The sequence below is a fragment of the Jutongia huaianensis genome, from assembly GCF_014384985.1.
GTDB classification, from domain to species: Bacteria; Bacillota; Clostridia; order Lachnospirales; family Lachnospiraceae; genus Jutongia; species Jutongia huaianensis.
The window spans coordinates 152,808-172,037 of the sequence record NZ_JACRSX010000001.1 but is presented as its reverse complement, the minus strand read 5'-3'; the positions used below and the strand labels follow the sequence as shown (position 1 = coordinate 172,037).

At 46.9% G+C, this 19,230-nt stretch carries 13 protein-coding genes; 12 read left to right on the top strand and 1 reads right to left on the bottom strand.

Going from position 1 to position 19,230, the window contains the following annotated elements; genetic code table 11:
- Window positions 1-116: 116 nt before the first annotated feature.
- Window positions 117-899 (bottom strand): PocR ligand-binding domain-containing protein, encoded by a 783-nt coding sequence (locus tag H8704_RS00755; protein ID WP_249296921.1) that lies wholly within the window; start codon window positions 897-899, stop codon window positions 117-119.
- 186 nt (window positions 900-1,085) lie between these two features.
- On the opposite strand from H8704_RS00755, the gene galA reads away from it, so the two are divergent.
- From galA to H8704_RS00695, 12 genes are all read left to right on the top strand, one after another.
- The gene (galA, locus tag H8704_RS00750; protein ID WP_022464926.1) at window positions 1,086-3,842 is read left to right on the top strand and encodes a beta-galactosidase GalA; all 2,757 of its coding nucleotides are present in this window, start codon (window positions 1,086-1,088) and stop codon (window positions 3,840-3,842) included.
- Between the two features lie 45 nt (window positions 3,843-3,887).
- The gene (locus H8704_RS00745; RefSeq protein ID WP_249296920.1) at window positions 3,888-5,177 is read left to right on the top strand and encodes an L-aspartate oxidase; all 1,290 of its coding nucleotides are present in this window, start codon (window positions 3,888-3,890) and stop codon (window positions 5,175-5,177) included.
- A complete protein-coding gene (gene nadC, locus H8704_RS00740) occupies window positions 5,170-6,024 on the top strand; it encodes a carboxylating nicotinate-nucleotide diphosphorylase (protein WP_022464924.1) in 855 nt (284 codons plus the stop codon). Before H8704_RS00745 ends, nadC begins: the two co-directional genes overlap by 8 nt.
- 41 nt (window positions 6,025-6,065) lie before the next feature.
- Window positions 6,066-6,992, top strand: coding sequence for a quinolinate synthase NadA (nadA, locus tag H8704_RS00735; RefSeq protein WP_249296919.1), 927 nt, complete (start codon window positions 6,066-6,068; stop codon window positions 6,990-6,992).
- A 23-nt stretch (window positions 6,993-7,015) separates the two neighbouring features.
- Entirely contained in the window at window positions 7,016-8,086 is a 1,071-nt protein-coding gene (gene hydE / locus H8704_RS00730) for a [FeFe] hydrogenase H-cluster radical SAM maturase HydE (protein ID WP_249296918.1), read from the top strand.
- 121 nt (window positions 8,087-8,207) lie between these two features.
- Window positions 8,208-11,063: an excinuclease ABC subunit UvrA gene (gene uvrA / locus H8704_RS00725; RefSeq protein WP_249296917.1), complete on the top strand. Its 2,856-nt coding sequence runs from the start codon at window positions 8,208-8,210 to the stop codon at window positions 11,061-11,063.
- A gap of 12 nt (window positions 11,064-11,075) precedes the next feature.
- Complete coding sequence (gene yfbR, locus H8704_RS00720; protein WP_249296916.1) at window positions 11,076-11,660, top strand: 5'-deoxynucleotidase; 585 nt, start codon at window positions 11,076-11,078, stop codon at window positions 11,658-11,660.
- 87 nt (window positions 11,661-11,747) lie between these two features.
- A complete protein-coding gene (locus H8704_RS00715) occupies window positions 11,748-12,515 on the top strand; it encodes a class I SAM-dependent DNA methyltransferase (protein ID WP_249296915.1) in 768 nt (255 codons plus the stop codon).
- 75 nt (window positions 12,516-12,590) lie between these two features.
- A complete protein-coding gene (hslO, locus tag H8704_RS00710) occupies window positions 12,591-13,469 on the top strand; it encodes an Hsp33 family molecular chaperone HslO (RefSeq protein ID WP_022464918.1) in 879 nt (292 codons plus the stop codon).
- A 15-nt stretch (window positions 13,470-13,484) separates the two neighbouring features.
- Window positions 13,485-15,728, top strand: a complete 2,244-nt coding sequence (locus H8704_RS00705; protein ID WP_249296914.1) for a hypothetical protein — start codon at window positions 13,485-13,487, stop codon at window positions 15,726-15,728.
- Window positions 15,729-15,766: 38 nt separating this feature from the next.
- Window positions 15,767-16,714 carry a cohesin domain-containing protein gene (locus H8704_RS00700; protein WP_249296913.1) on the top strand — a complete coding sequence of 316 codons (948 nt, stop codon included), beginning with the start codon at window positions 15,767-15,769 and terminating at the stop codon, window positions 16,712-16,714.
- A 17-nt stretch (window positions 16,715-16,731) separates the two neighbouring features.
- Complete coding sequence (locus H8704_RS00695) at window positions 16,732-19,173, top strand: ATP-dependent Clp protease ATP-binding subunit (RefSeq protein WP_249296912.1); 2,442 nt, start codon at window positions 16,732-16,734, stop codon at window positions 19,171-19,173.
- Window positions 19,174-19,230 lie beyond the last annotated feature (57 nt).

Sequence of the window (19,230 nt, the reverse complement as noted above, 5' to 3'; positions counted from 1 at the left end):
AAATATAAATTTGGATAACAGATAAAAAGTTATCCGGTCCAATACTAAAACAGGGTCTGCATTTCAGGTGTTACACCGGAAATGCAGACCCTGTTTTGTATGTATTTAATCTGCTTTTACTGCTCAAATAATGCGGCAATATCATTGACAGACTTTGTAACCTCGGCAACAGATTTTTCGATATCACCGTAAATGGTAGCTGACTGGGAAGAAAGCTCGCCCATGCTCTTTGCAACAACGGCAAATCCGACGCCTGCCTCGCCGCTTCTGGCTGCCTCGATGGAAGCGTTCAGAGAAAGCATTTTCTGCTTGTTGGCAATGGATTTCAGAGAGTGTGTATTGGCATTAATATCCTGAATGATATCAATAGTGAGCATTACTTCATTATGAAGCTGAGTAAAGCGATCGCCGTTCGTGTAACGGAAATACTCCAGATTTACTAACTGGTTGACGATCTCTCCTAAGAGTTCAGCAGATGCCCGGATTCGTTTTTCGGTGCTTACCGGTACCTGGTGAACTGCCTGCACATAGGCATCCTCATTTATGCCAAGCTCACGGGCAGTCTGACGGAATTTTTCGTCCTCCGGTTCCTGTGGCAGAACCTGTCCTCCGATAATAGCTCCGACCTTTTCATCGTTCAGCATAATGTCAATGGCAAAGTCCATCAGCCCGGCATGACAATAATAAGTGCCGGTACATTCATTGTCACATTTTACACAGCGGCGGTTGCCCTCTACGGAATTACGTGTATATTTCATACAGAAATCTGTGAAATTGCTGCCTTCTGTGATGTACTCGCCGTTTTTTCCAACCGCAATTGCAGCAAGTCCTGTCGCATCGGAAAAAGCATCTTGAATTTTCTGCAATTTGCCTAAGTCCATAAAATCTTTTAACTCCATATGTATTCTCCTTTTCTCATTTATTCGTCTTGAAAGGCGTTCGCTGATAATTTAGATCATTAACTGTATTTTACTACAAAGGGAGTATAATTGCAATTATTTCAAGGGAATGATCTGCTGTTTTTCTTGACGTTATGATGGTGGTATGTTTTAATGATTAGAAGAAGATGCGGAGGTGTTTGGCATATGAGTACGAGAGTTTCTTTGTCTATGGACAAGGATTGGAGTTTCCATCCGGGAGACGTAAAAGAGCCGCTTCAGATGACTCATAGTTATATATATAATACTTCAAAAGCCGGAGCCTGTCCCGGAGTACCACAGGAGGACTTTGACGCAAGAGAATGGGAGACGGTCAACCTGCCTCATGACTGGGCTGTCAGACAGCCTTTTTCAGAGGCTTCGGCGGCAAACTGGGGATATAAATCCGGTGGAAAGGCATGGTACCGGAAGGTGTTTGCAATTCCGGAAAAGTACCGGGATAAGGAGCTTACCATAGAGTTTGAGGGGGTTGCTACCCACGCCGTTGTATATTTTAACGGTTCCGTGATCCATCGGAATTTTTCTGCTTATACACCATTTCAGATCGATATTTCAGACCGGGCACATTTTGGCTCCAGACCCAATGTGCTGGCAGTGTTTGTGGATGCAGATGTCTGGGAGGGATGGTGGTATGAAGGAGCAGGCATATACCGCCATGTCTGGCTCAACATCAAGAATCCCATCCATATTCCGCAGTATGGACTTTCCATACGGATGGAGGAGACTTCGGAGAATACATGGAAAGTAAATTTATTTACCAATGTGTGTAACCAGACGGACAAGGACACAGAGGTAAGGATCTCCACCACGTTAGTTGACCCGGATCAGGAGCTGGAGGTCAATATCAATAATGAAGGCGTGATCTGTGAGGCCGGGGAGGAGTCCCAGGTGGAGACAGAGTTTACCATAGAGGATCCCAAGGTGTGGGATATAGAGGAACCTAATATATATGAGGTGATCACCAAGGTTTTTGTGGAGGACGAGCTGGTGGATTCGGACAGGACCGTTTGTGGTTTTCGTACGATTGCTATGGATCCGGAGAAGGGATTTCTTCTCAACGGTCGTCCGGTGAAGTTATTTGGAACCTGCAATCATCAGGACTTTGGAGGGATAGGAGTAGCGGTGCCGGATTCGTTACACGAGTACCGGATCGAGCGGTTAAAGGCAATGGGCTCTAATGCTTACCGATGTGCTCATGGACTGCCGCATAAGGAGCTTCTGGACGCCTGTGATAAAATGGGTATGCTTGTGATTGATGAGAATCGCAATTTTGAAACCTCGGAAGAAGGATTGGAGCAGCTTCGGACCATGGTGCTTCGTGACAGAAATCATCCATCGGTCATTATGTATTCGATCTTTAATGAGGAGCCTTTGCAGGGAACGGAGGAAGGCAGGCGTATGGCGCATACCATGCGGGAGGAGATCCGTGCGCTGGATGATACAAGATTTGTGACGGGAGCGATGCATGGAGGCATTGATCTGGAGGAAAGTGCTGTGGATTCTCTGGATGTATGTGGTATTAATTATCAGACAGAGCAGTACGACAGCTTCCATAAGAAGCATCCGGATATGCCGGTGTTTGCCAGTGAATCCACATCCTCGTTTTCTGTAAGAAGCTGTTACGAGGACAATGAGGAAACGCATATGATCAGCAGCTATGATGAGCATGCAGCAGACTGGGGCAGAACGGTCCGGCAGACCTGGAAGGACATTATGGCGAGGGATTTTATGGCGGGAGCTTTTATGTGGACCGGTTTTGATTATCTTGGAGAACCGACACCGTATACATGGCCGTCTGTTTCTTCTTATTTTGGAATGATGGACACCTGCGGTTACGCAAAGGATGCCTTTTATATGGCAAAGGCAATCTTTTCCGGAAAGCCGGTGTGTCATGTGCTGCCACACTGGAATCATCGCGGAAAAGAAGGACAGATCATCCGGGTGATGTCCCACACCAACTGCGAAGAAGCAGAGCTTATAGTGAACCGCAAATCCTACGGAAGAAAGAAAATTGATCTTTTTGAGCAGGCAGAATGGCAGGTGCCATATCAGCCGGGATATATTGAACTGATCGGATACCGGGACGGGATCAAGGCAGCCCATGATGTGAAAATCACCACGGGAGAGCCGGTGCGGTTAAAGATTGTGCCATGGCACCGTGGAATGTATAATGATGGCAGGGATGCGATGCCGGTGAATATTTATGCCGTGGATGAAAAGGGACGTGGAGTACCGGATGCTTCCTTTGAAATCGACATTAATGTAGAGGGTGGTGTGATCCTTGGAACCTGCAATGGTGATCCTACCTGTCATGAGGATTTCGGATCAGGTCACAGGAGTCTGTTTAACGGCAGATGCCAGGCAGTTGTTCAGGCGGAGGAGGGTGCCAGTCAGATGGTGATCTCTGCAGTAGCTCCGGAGGTGGAGTTTGGCAGCCTGATGATTCCTCTTTCTACGAGAAAGACGGAGCCTTTTGTGGAAAGCATCCGCCAGCAGTATCTGACCGGTTGGAAGATGACAGCGGAGCTTTACGAGGAGAAGCCGGACGTCAATATGCATGTGGACGAGTTTGACATGAATACGTGGATGGATGTGCAGGTAGATGAAAAGGCGGGAACCCCGGCGATTTTTGAAGATCAGGAAGGAAAGTATGGTATATATCGTATCAGAACCCATATTCCGGATAGGATCAACGGCAGGCTGCCGGTGCTTCATTTTGAAAGTGTCTGGGGACAGTGCAGCGTTTATGTAAATGGTGAGCTGCGGGCGGAAACCTCCAATGAATGGCCGGGGCCGCTTGATGTGGACATGCAGGAAAAGGATACCGGCACGGCGGAGATCCGTGTATTGGTAAAAAGCCTGAATTTTCATGCCGGGCTTCACTCTATGGTGGTTTTTCGATAAAGATGTATGAATTAATTTAAAATAAAATCAGAAATGAGGATTATTATGAACAGACAGACAGATGTTGTGATCGTAGGTACAGGGGCAGCAGGACTTTTTTGTGCTCTGAAGCTTCCGACACAATATAAGGTACTGATGCTCACAAAGGACGAGGTGGATCAGAGTGACTCCTTTCTGGCACAGGGCGGAATGTGTATGCTGCGAGGCGAGGAGGATTATGACAGTTATTTTGAGGATACAATGAAAGCAGGTCATTATGAAAACAATAAAGCATCCGTTGATGTTATGATCCGTTCTTCCAATCAGATTGCACAGGATCTGATCGGTTATGGTGTGGATTTTGAGAGAGATGGAGATGAACTGGCGTTTACCAGAGAGGGAGGCCATTCCAGACCCAGGATTCTTTTTCATGAGGACATTACCGGAAAGGAGATCACCAGCAAGCTTCTGGCAAGAGCACAGGAGAGAGAAAATATCACGATTCTGGACCATACCATGATGTTGGATATTATCTGTGGAGAGGATGGCTGCGAAGGACTGGTGATCCGGGAGGCAGATGGAACGCTTGGAACTGTACAGGCAGGATATACGGTATTTGCCTGTGGTGGACTGGGAGGGCTTTATAAGCATTCTACCAATTTCCGTCACATTACCGGAGATGCGTTGGCAATCGCACTGCGTCATGGAATCGAAATGGAGCATATTGATTATATCCAGATCCATCCGACGACTCTTTATTCGGAGAAGCCGGGACGTCGTTTCCTGATTTCTGAGTCTGTCCGGGGAGAGGGAGCAATCCTTCTCAATAAAAAGGGAGAGCGTTTTGTGGATGAACTTTTGCCGAGGGATGTGGTGACGGCAGCGATCCATAAGCAGATGGCAGAGGATGATATGCCATATGTGCGCCTTTCACTGGAGAGGATTCCTGAGGAGGAGATCCGCAGTCATTTTCCAAACATCTGTCAGCGGTGTCTGGAGGAAGGATATGATGTAACAAAGGAGCCGGTACCGGTGGTGCCTGCACAGCATTATTTTATGGGCGGTATCAAGGTGAATCTGTCCAGTATGACTTCCATGGAACGTCTTTATGCGGTAGGTGAGACCTCCTGTAACGGAGTTCATGGTGCAAATCGTCTGGCAAGTAATTCTCTTCTGGAATCTATGGTGTTTGCGGATCGTTCCGCAAAGGAAATTACAGAGAAAAAACTGCCGGAGCCAAAGGATATTGCAGGAATGACAGATCTGTCAGCCTATGGGGATCTGGAGAAACTGAAGGCAGATTATAAGCAGTTAGTTTTAAATGAAATTGAAAAGGAGAAAAAGAGACATGAGTGATACAACATTTATGAAGATGAATGCGGACCGTTATATCCGTCTGGCGTTGGAGGAGGACATTACAAGTGAGGATATTTCTACCAATTGTGTAATGCCGGAGTACCAGAAGGGACAGGTGGATCTGATCTGTAAGCAGGATGGAGTGATCTGTGGTCTGTGGGTTTTCCAGAGAGTATTTGAGCTGCTGGATGATACGGTTGCTTTTGATATGAAGGTGAAAGAGGGAGACTTCGTTCATGCGGGAGATCTTATGGCTGTTGTTACAGGAGATATCCGTGCGCTTTTGTCAGGAGAGAGAACAGCGTTAAATTATCTTCAGAGAATGAGTGGAATTGCCACATATACTCATGAGATCGCTAAGCTTTTGGAGGGCAGCAGCACGACACTTCTGGATACACGAAAGACCACGCCGAATATGCGTCTGTTTGAAAAATATGCCGTAAAGGCAGGCGGTGGCAGCAATCATCGTTATAATCTGTCGGACGGCGTAATGCTCAAGGACAATCATATTGGTGCGGCTGGAAGTATTACAAAGGCAGTCCGGATGGCAAAGGCATACGCATCCTTTGTGCACAAGATCGAGGTTGAGGTGGAGACACTGGATCAGGTAAAGGAAGCGGTAGAGGCAGGTGCCGATATTATCATGCTGGATAATATGACACCGGACAAAATGAAAGAAGCTGTAAAGCTCATTGACGGCCGGGCTTTGACAGAGTGCTCCGGTAATGTTACAAGAGAGAACATTCAGAATATGATCGACGTGGGTGTAGATTATGTGTCCAGTGGTGCACTGACACACTCTGCTCCGATCATGGATATTTCACTGAAAAATCTTCACGCAATATAAGGATGCAACGGATACGGATTTCGTCAGAAAAGAGGAGAAAAATGCAGGAGACAAATATAGAACAGTTAAAAAAGGAGATACTGGAGTTAAAGGAAAAGCAGGATGCAGTTATTCTTGCGCATTATTATGTAGATGGTGAGGTACAGGCGATTGCGGATTATGTAGGTGATTCTTATTTCCTGAGCAAGCTTGCCATTGAATTGAAGGAGCAGACAATTATATTCTGTGGTGTATCCTTTATGGGAGAGAGTGCCAAGGTGCTTAATCCCGGCAAGAAGGTCGTGATGGCGGATGAATTTGCAGACTGCCCGATGGCACATATGGCAGAGGTGGCAAAGATTGAGGAAGTGCGTAAAGAGTGGGATGACATTGCCGTTGTCTGCTATGTGAATTCCACCTCTGAGCTGAAAGCACATTCGGATGTCTGCGTGACATCTTCCAATGCCATTAAGGTGGTGCGTAATCTCAAAGCAAAAAATATTTATTTTATTCCGGATGAAAATCTGGGCCGTTATGTAGCGGAGCAGCTTCCGGAGAAGCATTTTATTTTCAATGACGGTTTCTGCCATGTACATAAAAGCATTCATGCGGATGAGTTATTAAAGGCAAAGGAGGCACATCCGGAGGCAGAAGTGCTGACCCATCCGGAATGTACCGGAGATGTGCTGGAGCTTTCGGATTTCATTGGAAGTACCTCACAGATCATAGACTATGCGACAGAGAGTGCTGCAAAGGAGTTTATTATTTGTACGGAGATGGGTGTCTTTTATGAACTGGCACAGAAGAATCCGGACAAGAAGTTCTATTCAGTAGGACATCGTCAGTTTTGTCCAAACATGAAAAAGATTACATTAGAAAAGGTAAAAAATGCTTTGGAAACACTGCAGCCGGAAATGATCGTGGACCTGGAAATTGCAGAAAAATCCTGCAAGCCATTGGAGAAAATGTTGGAGCTGGCAGCAAAGTAAAAGGTCAACGGAGGGTATCCAATATGTTTGGTTTGATTGATAAGCTGGAGAAAGAGGAATGTCTGGAGCGTGAGGAGTGGATCACGCTCCTTTCTGCGTACGGAGATGAAAAACTGCGGGACTATGCGGCACAGAAGGCAAGAACCGTGGCACAGGGGGTTTTTGGAACGGATATTTATGTCCGCGGTCTGATCGAGTTCAGTAACTACTGTAAAAACGATTGTTATTACTGTGGAATCCGCCGCAGTAATCTGGGGGCAGACCGTTACCGGTTGTCGATGGAGGACATTCTGGCCTGCTGTGAGGAAGGCTGGGTGCTGGGATTTCGTACCTTTGTCCTGCAGGGGGGAGAGGATGGCTTCTACCGGGATGAATGGTATGAGGAGCTGATCCGCGAGATCAAACGGAAATATCCGGCATGTGCCATTACATTATCTGTGGGAGAGAGGACAACAGAGACATATCGCAGATGGTATGAGGCGGGAGCAGATCGTTATCTTTTGCGTCATGAGACAGCAGATGATGCCCATTACCGCACGATGCACCCGGAGGAAATGTCTCCGGTCCACAGGAAGGAATGTCTTTATGCCCTGAAAGAGATCGGTTATCAGGTGGGCTGTGGTTTTATGGTGGGATCCCCGGGACAGGGATCGGAGCAGCTTGCACAGGATATGGAATTTATTCACGAACTGAAGCCTCATATGGTAGGGATCGGACCTTTTGTACCGGCAGCGGGGACTCCCTTTGCGAAGGAGACGCAGGGAAGTCTGGAACTGACTCTTTTTATGCTGAGCTTATTGCGTCTTCAGGAAAAAAGAGTGTTGCTTCCAGCGACCACGGCACTGGGAACCATTCATCCTCTGGGACGGGAAATGGGGATACAGGCGGGGGCTAATGTCGTGATGCCTAATCTATCACCGGTGCCAGTGAGAAAGAAATATGCCCTGTATGATCACAAGATCTGTACCGGGGAGGAGGCGGCAGAATGCCGTGGTTGTCTGAACCGCCGTATGGAATCCATCGGATACCGGATCGTTACGGACCGTGGGGATTCTCCGTATTGCTGCGAAAGGCCGGAAACAGAAATATTTTAATGATTGGGAGTTTTTGTCAGAAATGGTAAAATCGAACATATGTACTTGAAAAACGAAATAAATCATGCTATGATAACGTATCAGAAACAGACGGTTATCATGTAGAAAGGCATGGTTTATTATGGCAAAACATAAAGAATTACAAAAATATATAAAGATCCGCAAGGCAGCAGAGCACAATCTCAAGGAGATCGATCTGGACGTGCCGAGAGATGAGTTTGTCGTGTTTACAGGACTTAGCGGTTCTGGAAAGTCCTCTTTGGCATTTGATACGATCTATGCAGAGGGGCAGCGTCGTTATATGGAGTCGTTGTCTTCGTATGCACGTCAGTTTCTGGGGCAGATGGAGAAGCCGAATGTTGATTCTATTGAGGGGCTTCCGCCGGCGATTTCCATCGATCAGAAGTCCACAAACCGGAATCCGAGGTCTACGGTGGGTACGGTGACAGAGATTTATGATTATTATCGTTTGCTATATGCCCGGATCGGAATTCCCCATTGTCCAAAGTGCGGCAAGGAGATTTATGCACAGACGGTAGATCAGATGGCAGATGAGATCATGGAGCTTCCGGAGGGAACCAGGATCCAGCTTCTTGCGCCTGTTGTGAGGGGGCGTAAAGGCCAGCATGTCAAGGTGTTTGAATCTGCCCGTAAAAGCGGTTATGTGCGTGTTGTTGTGGATGGTCACTTATATGAATTGTCTGAGGAGATCTCCCTGGAGAAAAATAAAAAGCATAATATAGAGGTTATGGTGGATCGTCTCGTGGTGAGAGAGGGGATCCGGAAGCGTCTTGTGGATTCCATCGAAAATGTACTCAAACTGTCTGACGGATTGATGATCGTTGACATTCCGGGAGGCGAACAGATGAGCTTCAGTCAGAGCTTTTCATGTCCGGACTGCGGGATCAGTATTGACGAGCTGGAGCCTAGAACCTTCTCCTTCAATAATCCGTTTGGAGCGTGTCCGGTCTGTCATGGTATCGGTGTCAAAATGGAGTTTGATGAGGCACTGATGATCCCGGATCCGTCCCTGAGTCTGGCAGAGGGGGCACTGGTGGTCAATGGCTGGCAGTCAGCAAAGGACACCAGCAGCTACAGCAGGTGTATACTGGATGCGTTGGCGGATTCTTATGGATTTGATATCAATACTCCATATCAGGAGCTTCCGGAGGAGATCCGTCATATGCTGATGCACGGTACCGATGGCAGAGTGGTCAAGGTGAAGTACCGTGGACAGAGAGGTGTCGGAGTATATGATGTTGCATTTGAGGGGGTCATCAAAAATGTCCAGAGACGTTACCGGGAATGTGGATCTGAGCGCATGAAAAAAGAATATGAGAGTTTTATGCGGATCACGCCATGTGCAGAGTGTGGAGGCAAACGTCTGAAGTCTGAGGCTCTGGCCGTAACTGTCGGGGACAAAAATATCGCTGAGGTGACAGAACTTTCTATCAGCAAGCTGATGGATTTTATGCAGGGTCTGGAGCTGACACCACATCAACTTGCCATTGGAAAGCTGGTGCTGCGGGAGATTAAAGCACGCCTGCAGTTTCTGCTGGATGTGGGGCTGGAGTATCTGACTCTGGCGAGAGCCACAGGATCACTGTCCGGAGGTGAGGCACAGAGAATTCGTCTTGCAACACAGATCGGTTCTGGTCTGGTAGGTGTGGCATATATATTGGATGAGCCAAGTATTGGTCTCCATCAGAGGGACAATGACAAGCTGATCCAGACGTTGAAGAAACTCAAGGATCTGGGCAATACGCTGATCGTGGTGGAGCATGATGAGGATACTATGTATGCGGCAGATTATATTGTGGATATCGGTCCGGGAGCAGGAACTCATGGAGGTGAGGTGGTTGCTGCCGGCAGCGTAAAAGATATCATAAAGTGTAAGGAATCTGTGACCGGAGCATATTTAAGCGGCCGGATCCGGATTCCGGTACCGTCAGAGCGGCGGGAGCCGACGGGGTGGATCACGGTCCGCGGAGCCAGAGAAAACAACCTCAAAAATATTGATGTTTCGTTTCCGTTGGGTGTTATGACATGTGTAACCGGCGTATCCGGATCAGGAAAGAGCTCTCTGGTCAATGAGATATTGTATAAGGAGCTTGCAAGAAAGCTGAACCGTGCCCGTTTTATTCCGGGGAAGCATGACTGCGTTGAGGGGCTGGAGCAGCTGGATAAGGTGATCAATATTGATCAGTCGCCGATCGGCAGGACGCCGAGATCAAATCCGGCCACATACACCGGAGTATTTGATATGATCCGTGACCTTTTTGCTTCCACTCAGGAGGCAAAGGCAAGAGGCTACAAAAAGGGGCGTTTCAGCTTCAATGTCAAGGGAGGACGATGCGAGGCATGCCAGGGTGACGGTATCATCAAGATTGAGATGAATTTCCTGCCGGATATCTATGTGCCATGTGAAGTCTGCGATGGCAAGAGATATAACCGGGAAACTTTGGATGTAAAGTATAAAGGGAAGAATATATTCGAAGTGCTTGATATGACAGTAGAGGAGGCGATGAGCTTTTTTGAGCCGATTCCGTCAATCTACCGCAAGATCAAGACATTATATGACGTGGGACTTTCTTATGTGAAGCTGGGACAGCCGTCTACGACGCTGTCCGGAGGTGAGGCACAGCGTATCAAACTTGCTACGGAACTCAGCCGCAGAAGCACCGGAAAGACAGTTTATGTGCTGGACGAGCCGACGACCGGTCTTCATTTTGCAGATGTCCACAAGCTGATCGATATCCTGCATCGTCTGGCAGAGGGGGGCAATACTGTTATTGTTATTGAACACAATCTGGATGTGATCAAGACAGCCGACTATATTATTGATATTGGTCCGGAGGGAGGAGACCGGGGAGGTACCGTGATCGCCCAGGGCACACCGGAGGAGGTGGCAAGGATGCCGCAGTCCTATACGGGATACTACATTCAGAAGATGATCGACAAAGATAAAAAGCAATAGAGGAGGCTATGGATGGAATCAGAAAATACATTTTTTGCTATGATGGCAAGGATGAAATTTATTAACCGCTGGGCTTTAATGCGCAACTCTTACGAAGAAAATATCAGTGAGCATTCTATGGAAGTGGCTATGATCGCCCATGCACTGGCAATTATTGGAAATAAACGTCTGGGCAGGCGGTATCCGGCAGAAAAGATTGCCATGATCGGTTTGTACCATGACTGCACAGAGATCATTACCGGGGATATGCCGACGCCGATCAAGTATAAAAACGACAAGATACAGGAGGCCTACAAGGAGATTGAGGCAGGGGCGGCAAGACGTCTCCTGCAGCGTCTTCCGAAAGACCTGAGAGATGCCTACGAGCCATACCTTTTGGAAACGGAGACGGATGAGGAGGAACGGCGGCTGGTGAAGGCAGCGGACAAGCTTTCCGCACTGATCAAATGTATTGAGGAGCAGAAGGCGGGCAATCAGGAGTTCCTTAAGGCAAAGGAGACATTGCAGAAGGCAGTGGAGGCGTTGGATTGTCCGGAGGCAGATATATTCTGCCAGGAATTTCTGCCGCATTATTATAAGACTTTGGACGAATTGTAGGTTGCGATATCCGCTCTTGTATGCTAAAATTAAATTATCTATCTGGAATTTCAGGTGTAACAGCAACAGTGAGTGGAGACGAAGAACATGAGTGAAAAGCCATATAATGAAAATGCCTATAACGGATTTGCTTATTGTTACGATCTTTTTATGGATAATATTCCATATGACATGTGGGCAGAGTATCTTTATGGGATTTTTCGGGAACAAGGAATCACAGAGGGCACACTGCTGGAGCTGGGATGTGGTACGGGAACCATGACAGAGCACATGAGATCGAAGGGCTATGACAGTATTATAGGACTGGACTGCTCGGAAGATATGCTTATGGTAGCAAGGGACAAGGATATCCCGGATGTGTTGCTGATACAGCAGGATATGAGAGAACTGGATCTGCCTTATCAGGTGGATGCGGTTTACTGCGTGTGCGACGGAATGAATTATTTATTGGAACCACAGGACCTGCAGAAGGTGTTTGACAGGGTGAAACGCTTTCTGAAAGCCGGTGGTGTTTTTGTATTTGACATGAAAACCAGGCACTTCTATCAGGACGTGCTGGGAAACCGTATGATTGCAGAGAATCGTGATGATGCCAGTTTCCTGTGGGAAAATGAATATCACGAGGATACCGGGATCAATGAATATCTTTTGACAGTATATCAACTGGAGGACGAGGAAAGAGATCTGTTTTCCCGGTACGACGAGCTGCATTACCAGAAAGCGTATGAGCCGGACGAGGTGAGGCAGTTGATTCAGACAAGCGGTCTGGAGTGTTGTGAAGTATATGAGGCATTTACGAAAAAGTCTGCGACTCCGGATAGTGAGCGGGTATACTTTGTAGTAAAAAATAAATAACCTAGGAAACACAGAGTTATTTTTAGACGAAATAATATTTCTGCATTTTGCAGAGAGTGACAGGAGTGAAGAACAATGGCAGAAAATAAAGATTATATTGTAAGAGCAACTGCAGCAGAGCAGCAGCTTCGTGTGTTTGCGTGTACCACAGGAGGACTTGTGGAGAAAGCACGCGAGATTCACAATCTGAGTCCGGTGGCGGCTGCGGCGCTGGGAAGACTGCTTACGGCAGGAAGTATGATGGGTTGCATGATGAAGGGCGATAAGGATGTGCTGACACTTCAGATTGAGTGTGGCGGTCCTATTGGCGGTATTACCGTGACGGCGGATGCTGCAGCTAATGTCAAGGGATATGTAAAGAATCCCCAGGTAATGCTTCCGCCGAACAGCAAAGGAAAGCTGGATGTTTCCGGGGCAGTTGGACCGGGATTTTTAAATGTGATCCGTGATATCGGCCTGAAAGAGCCGTATAATGGTCAGACACATCTGGTATCCGGAGAAATTGCAGAAGATCTGACATATTATTATGCTGCCAGCGAGCAGGTACCTTCCTCTGTGGGACTGGGAGTTTTGATGGAGAAGGACAACCATGTAAAACAGGCCGGAGGATTTATCATTCAGGTTATGCCAAATGCGGATGATGCCGTGATCGACCGTCTGGAGAAACGGCTGGGAGAGGTCGATTCGGTGACAAAGCTTTTGGAGCAGGGCATGACACCGGAGGATATTATTCGATATCTGATGGATGGGATGGATATTGATTTCCTTGATACAATACCGACACAATATCATTGTAACTGCTCCAGAGAGCGCGTATCCCGCGCCATTGCAAGTATAGGCAGGAAAGATCTTCAGGAGATGATCGATGCGGGAGAACCGGTGGAAGTGAACTGTGATTTCTGTGGTTCACATTATTTATTTGATACAGAGGATTTAAAGCAGATGCTGAAATAAGAAATGAGGGAGAAAATGGACAGAAGGTATAAAGGATTGATCATTGCCGGCATATTTTTGCTGGGTGTCGTTGTATTCTGCAAGGTACAGCAGAGAGGCGGCATTACATATGCTACTGCTGTGGGTACCGTGCGCACCGGAAAAAGCCTTAATGTCCGCAAGGGACCTGGGACAAATTATGCCTGTCTGAAAAAAGGCAGAACAACGGTAAGACTGAAAAACGAAGAGCAGGTTACGATTCTGGCACAGAACAAAAAATGGTATAAGATCCGTTTAAAAAAGCAGTCCCAAAAGCTGGTGGGATATGTTCCTATGAAAAATCTTGCTGTTATGAGCGGTGATATGAATTCTGAGGTATATGGAACGGCATACCCTTCTGCTGTGCTGGTTCGAAGCAGAGCTGTCCGTAGTGGAAGCCTTATGAGAGTGGATGGTGCTGCCGTCCGTCTCTCCAAAAATAAAAAGGTCCATATCCTTTCGGAATCCACAATGTATGGTGTGAAGTATTACAAAGTATCCTTTACCTACAATGGAGATAAAACAGAAGGATATGTGCCTGCAGATTCGATTAAAGCAGATTATCAGTCAGCGATGCCGGGAGTAATCTCGACCTCCAGACAGGTTACATTAAAGAAAAAAGCCGGGTCAACAGAGATTGTGAAGGCCGATGGAACTTCGATCATTATGAAAAATGGTACAGAGGTTCTGATGCTTTCTGAGAAGATTGTTTCCGGTGTGAAGTATATTTGTGTGGATGTTACATATAACAAAGAGGTATACCGGGGTTATGTGACGGCAAATCTGGTCCGCTTCAAAACAGTCCAGGTTGAGGATGTGGTGAATGGTGAGCAGGAAAATCTTTTTGTGGAAAAGACAACTCCGGCACCGGCAAAGACACCGGAACCGGAAAATACAGCAGCTCCTTCTTACAATAGCACAGACAACAGTACGGGAAGCACAACGGTTCTTAATGACAAAGAGTTCAAACAGGAAATGATCAAACAGGGCTTCCCTAGCAGCTATATTACTGCACTGCAGGCTCTTCATGAGAAGTATCCAAAGTGGAGCTTTAAGGCTTATCAGACGGGAATTGACTGGTCTACAGCTGTAGATAACGAAGGCAGAGTAGGACTGAATCTGATCTCCAACAGTAAATCCGGTGATTGGAAATCCCAGGAGGAGGGAGCATATAATGCTTCCACAGGAACATATATACCGTTTGATGGTTCTACATGGGTAACTGCTTCTGAGAAGGCAGTCCGTTACTATATGGATCCAAGGAACTTCCTGAATGAGAGTGGCATTTTCCAGTTTGAGAGCCTGGAATATCAGAAGGGTGCACAAAATCAGAGTGGTGTAGAAAATGTACTAAAGAATACACCGATGTACAAAGCATCCTATGAATATGTGGACGATACCGGAAAATCCGTAACGACGACATATTCCAAGACATTTATGGATGCAGCAGCTCTTTCAAGTGTTAGTCCGTATCATCTGGCATCCCGTGTGAAGCAGGAGGTTGTAACAGGATCAACCAGTATGAGCTCTTCCGTATCTGGTACCGTGAAAGGGTACGAGGGAATTTACAATTTCTACAATATCGGTGCCAACAATAGTACGAAAGCAGGAGGCGCAGTAGCGAACGGTCTTGCGTGGGCCAATAAGGATACTACATATCTGCGTCCATGGAATACGCGGTATAAGGCGATCGTTGGCGGTGCACAGTATCTGGGCAGTAACTACATTAATATCGGACAAAACACATTATATCTCCAGAAGTTTAATGTGACGGCCAATAATACTTATAATCATCAGTATATGTCCAATATTGAGGCTCCGTGGAGTGAGGCATTAAAGACAGCGGAGGCGTATGGTACAGACAAGGCAGATATGAGTCTTGTATTTTCCATTCCGGTATATTCCGGTATGCCATCAGTGGTATGTCCGATGCCATCGGGAGAGACACAGCAGACAGTCAGTACCAACAATTATCTCAAGTCATTATCGGTGAAGGGATATTCCTTTCAATCACCGTTTAAGTCCGGGGATGATGGTCACGAGGCATATAGCCTTAAGCTCAATAAAAGGGTCAGTTCCATCCGCATCAATGCCAGTCCGGTCAGTTCGGCGGCAAAGGTGTCCGGCAGCGGTAAAAAGAAGCTGGCACCTAAGGTCAAATCGAAGACGTATGTTGTGAAGGTCAAAGCGGAAAGTGGGGATGTCAGAAAGTACAAAATTAAGGTAAAACGTAAAAAATAAAGTTGCATTGATAACAGAAAATGATAAGGAGCACAGCAATGAAGAGCAGATTCAGAAAATGGTTTATATTTTTATTTCTGGTATTTGCGGGGTGTCCCATGATGAAAACGGAGGCACAGGCGGCTGTTGCCCAGATTACCATTCAGAAATCCCAGCAGGATATTGTCAAGGGAGATGTGTTTTATGTGATCGTTACCGTGACTTCTGATGAAGAGATCAATGGTTTTGAAGGATATTTTTCTTACAATCAGAATGTCATGCAGTTTATCACGGGAGGGAGTATTGCAAGCGGTAATGATGATGAAATACACATCAAAGATCTGGACCGGGATACCGGGACACAGAAGATAAAATATTCTTTGCAGTTTCGGGCAAGAAAAGCAGGGACAAGCTCCGTGGCATTGAAGCGGTATCGCCAGATAAAGAAGGCGGAGCAGGATACCAGATTATCTGTTGGGTCGGCTTCGTTGGAAATCGAAGTGATTTCCCAAAAAGAATATGAAGCAAAAATAAAAAAACAGGAAAAACAACAGGCTCCCGTACAGGCAGAGGAAGAGCAGGTGGAGGAAGCCACAGAGTTACCGGAGGTTTCTATGCCGGCTATGAATCCGTCAGATCAACCATTGGACTGGACAGACAGTGGGGATGATGCTGTCACAGATGCTGCTACGCAGCCGGCAGCAACGTCTGGGGAGGCAGAAAATCCGGAGGAGTCAGGAGGTCTGACAAAGGGAATATGTATTGTGATTCTTTGTCTTGCTGTGGCAGGATTTATAATTGTTGCAGCTTTGCTTGCCAATACATTAAAAGAGGCCGGGGCAGATAAAGAGACAGAAGAAGCGGACCCGATCGAATCTCCGGAGAGACCGGATCAGGCTGTGGAAGATGAAAACTGGGATGAAATGGATCCCGCTGATCAGGAGAAAAGATTGAATGAGATAGAAAAGCGGCTGGAAAAAAAACGCCGCTGGTTGAGAAAAGAGTAAATGGAGGATTTGGAAGGATGCAAAATCGTTTTACAAAAAAAGCCCGGAAGGTGCTGAACGATGCACAGGAAATAGCCAAAGAGCTGGGACATAATTATGTGGGAACAGAACATCTGCTGGTTGCTTTAATCCGGGACTCCGGTGTGGCATCAGAGGTGCTGCGTGCCAATGGGGTGGAGGAACAGAAAATATTAGATCTGATTGATGAGACGATCTCTACAGATTCCGGTGTTTTGGTGGCTAATGAGGGACGTTTTACTCCGCGGGCACAGAAAATTATGTCAGCGGCCTGGGAAGAGGCAGATCGACTGGGAATATCAGAGGCCGGAACAGAGCATCTTCTGATCGCACTTTTGAAGGAAGCGGATTGTATTGCCGTACGTCTGCTTAATACAAAGGGAATTAATGTACAGAAATTATATGTGGATGCATTGACGGCATCCGGTCAGGATATGAATGCTGCCAAAAATGAATATATGAAGCAGAAAAGCCGGAAAAATAAATCGGCTACGCCGGTATTGGATCAGTACAGCAGAGACCTGACTGCACTGGCAAGGGAGGCCAGGCTGGATCCGGTGATCGGAAGAGAGCGGGAGATTGAACGGATCATTCAGATTCTCAGCCGCCGTACCAAAAATAATCCATGTCTGATCGGCGAACCTGGTGTGGGTAAGACTGCTGTTGTAGAGGGACTTGCCCAGAAGATCATATCTGAGGATATTCCGGAGATTCTGTCAGGAAAGCGGGTGCTTACGCTGGATCTGTCGGGAATGGTTGCCGGTTCCAAGTATCGTGGTGAGTTTGAGGAACGTATCAAGAGATCTCTGAAAGAGGTTATGCAGAGCGGCAATATTCTTCTGTTTATTGACGAGATCCATACGATCATTGGAGCAGGTGGAGCAGAGGGGGCGATTGACGCAGCCAATATTTTGAAGCCGGCTCTGGCGAGAGGTGAGATACAGCTGATCGGAGCTACCACCAGAGAAGAATACCGCAAATATATTGAAAAGGATGCAGCTCTGGAACGACGTTTTCAGTCAGTCGTTGTGGAAGAGCCTACGGAGGAAGAGTCCATAGAGATTCTGAGGGGACTGGCGCCTAGATACGAGGAACATCATCATGTGAAGCTGACGGAAGGAGCCATTACAGGAGCTGTGAGACTGGCAGCGAGATATGTGAATGATCGTTTTCTGCCGGATAAGGCGATTGATGCCATTGATGAGGCCTGTGCCAGAGCGGGGCTTAAGAGATATGTGATCTCACCGGAGCTTCGTGGCATGGAAGAGGAGCAGGTGCAGCTTGAGAAAGATAAGGAGCAGGCAATCCGCGATAAAGACTACGCCCATGCCGGAGAGATTAAGAGAAAACAGGAGGCATTAGAGAAAGAGATTGCCAAGATCCGGAGTGCGCAGGAAAAGCACCGGGAGGCAAGTGAGCTTTGTGTAACGGAAAATGAGATAGCGGCAGTGATCGCAGATTGGACAAAGATTCCGGTACAAAAGCTGCAGGAAGAGGAAATGGAACGGCTGAGAAGTCTGGAGGATATCCTTCACAAGAGAGTTGTGGGACAGGAGGAAGCGGTTACGGCTGTTTCCAAAGCAGTCCGGAGAGGACGTGTGGGTCTGAAGGATCCAAAGCGTCCAATCGGTTCCTTTTTATTCCTTGGCCCGACAGGTGTTGGAAAAACAGAGCTTTCCAAGGCACTGGCGGAAGCCGTGTTCGGCAAAGAGGATGACATTATCCGTGTTGATATGTCAGAATATATGGAGAAGCACAGCGTGTCCAAAATGATCGGGTCACCGCCCGGATATGTAGGATACGAGGACGGAGGACAGTTAAGCGAAAAGGTACGCCGTCATCCATATTCTGTGATCCTGTTTGATGAGATTGAAAAAGCACATACAGATGTATTTAATATTCTCCTGCAGATTCTGGAGGATGGTCACGTTACAGATGCACAGGGGCGTAAAGTCAGCTTCAAAAATACTATCATAATAATGACATCCAACGCGGGAGCACAGAGGATCATTGAGCCAAAGCATCTGGGCTTTGGAATGCAGGAGAACGCTGAGGAAGATTATCATAAGATGAAGGACGGTGTGATGGAGGAGGTCAAGAAGATCTTTAAGCCGGAGTTTATCAATCGTATTGATGAGATACTGGTATTCCATACATTAACACAGGAAAATATCCGGCAGATCGTGAAGATTATGCTGAAGACCTTAAATAAGCGGACGGTGGCACAGATGAATCTTTCTCTGGAAGTGACAGAGGAGGCCATAGCGCATCTGGCGAAAAGCGGCTTTGACAAAAATTATGGAGCACGTCCGGTACGCCGTGCGATCCAGACACAATTGGAGGACAAGCTGGCGGATGAACTGTTAGACGGTACCATTGCTGCAGGCGATCATATCAAGGTAGATTGTAAAGAGGAAAAGATCACATTTTCAAAGCTTTAACAGTAGAAAAAAATAATGGTTTATGGTATGCTAAACATACGATAAAACCACAAAAAT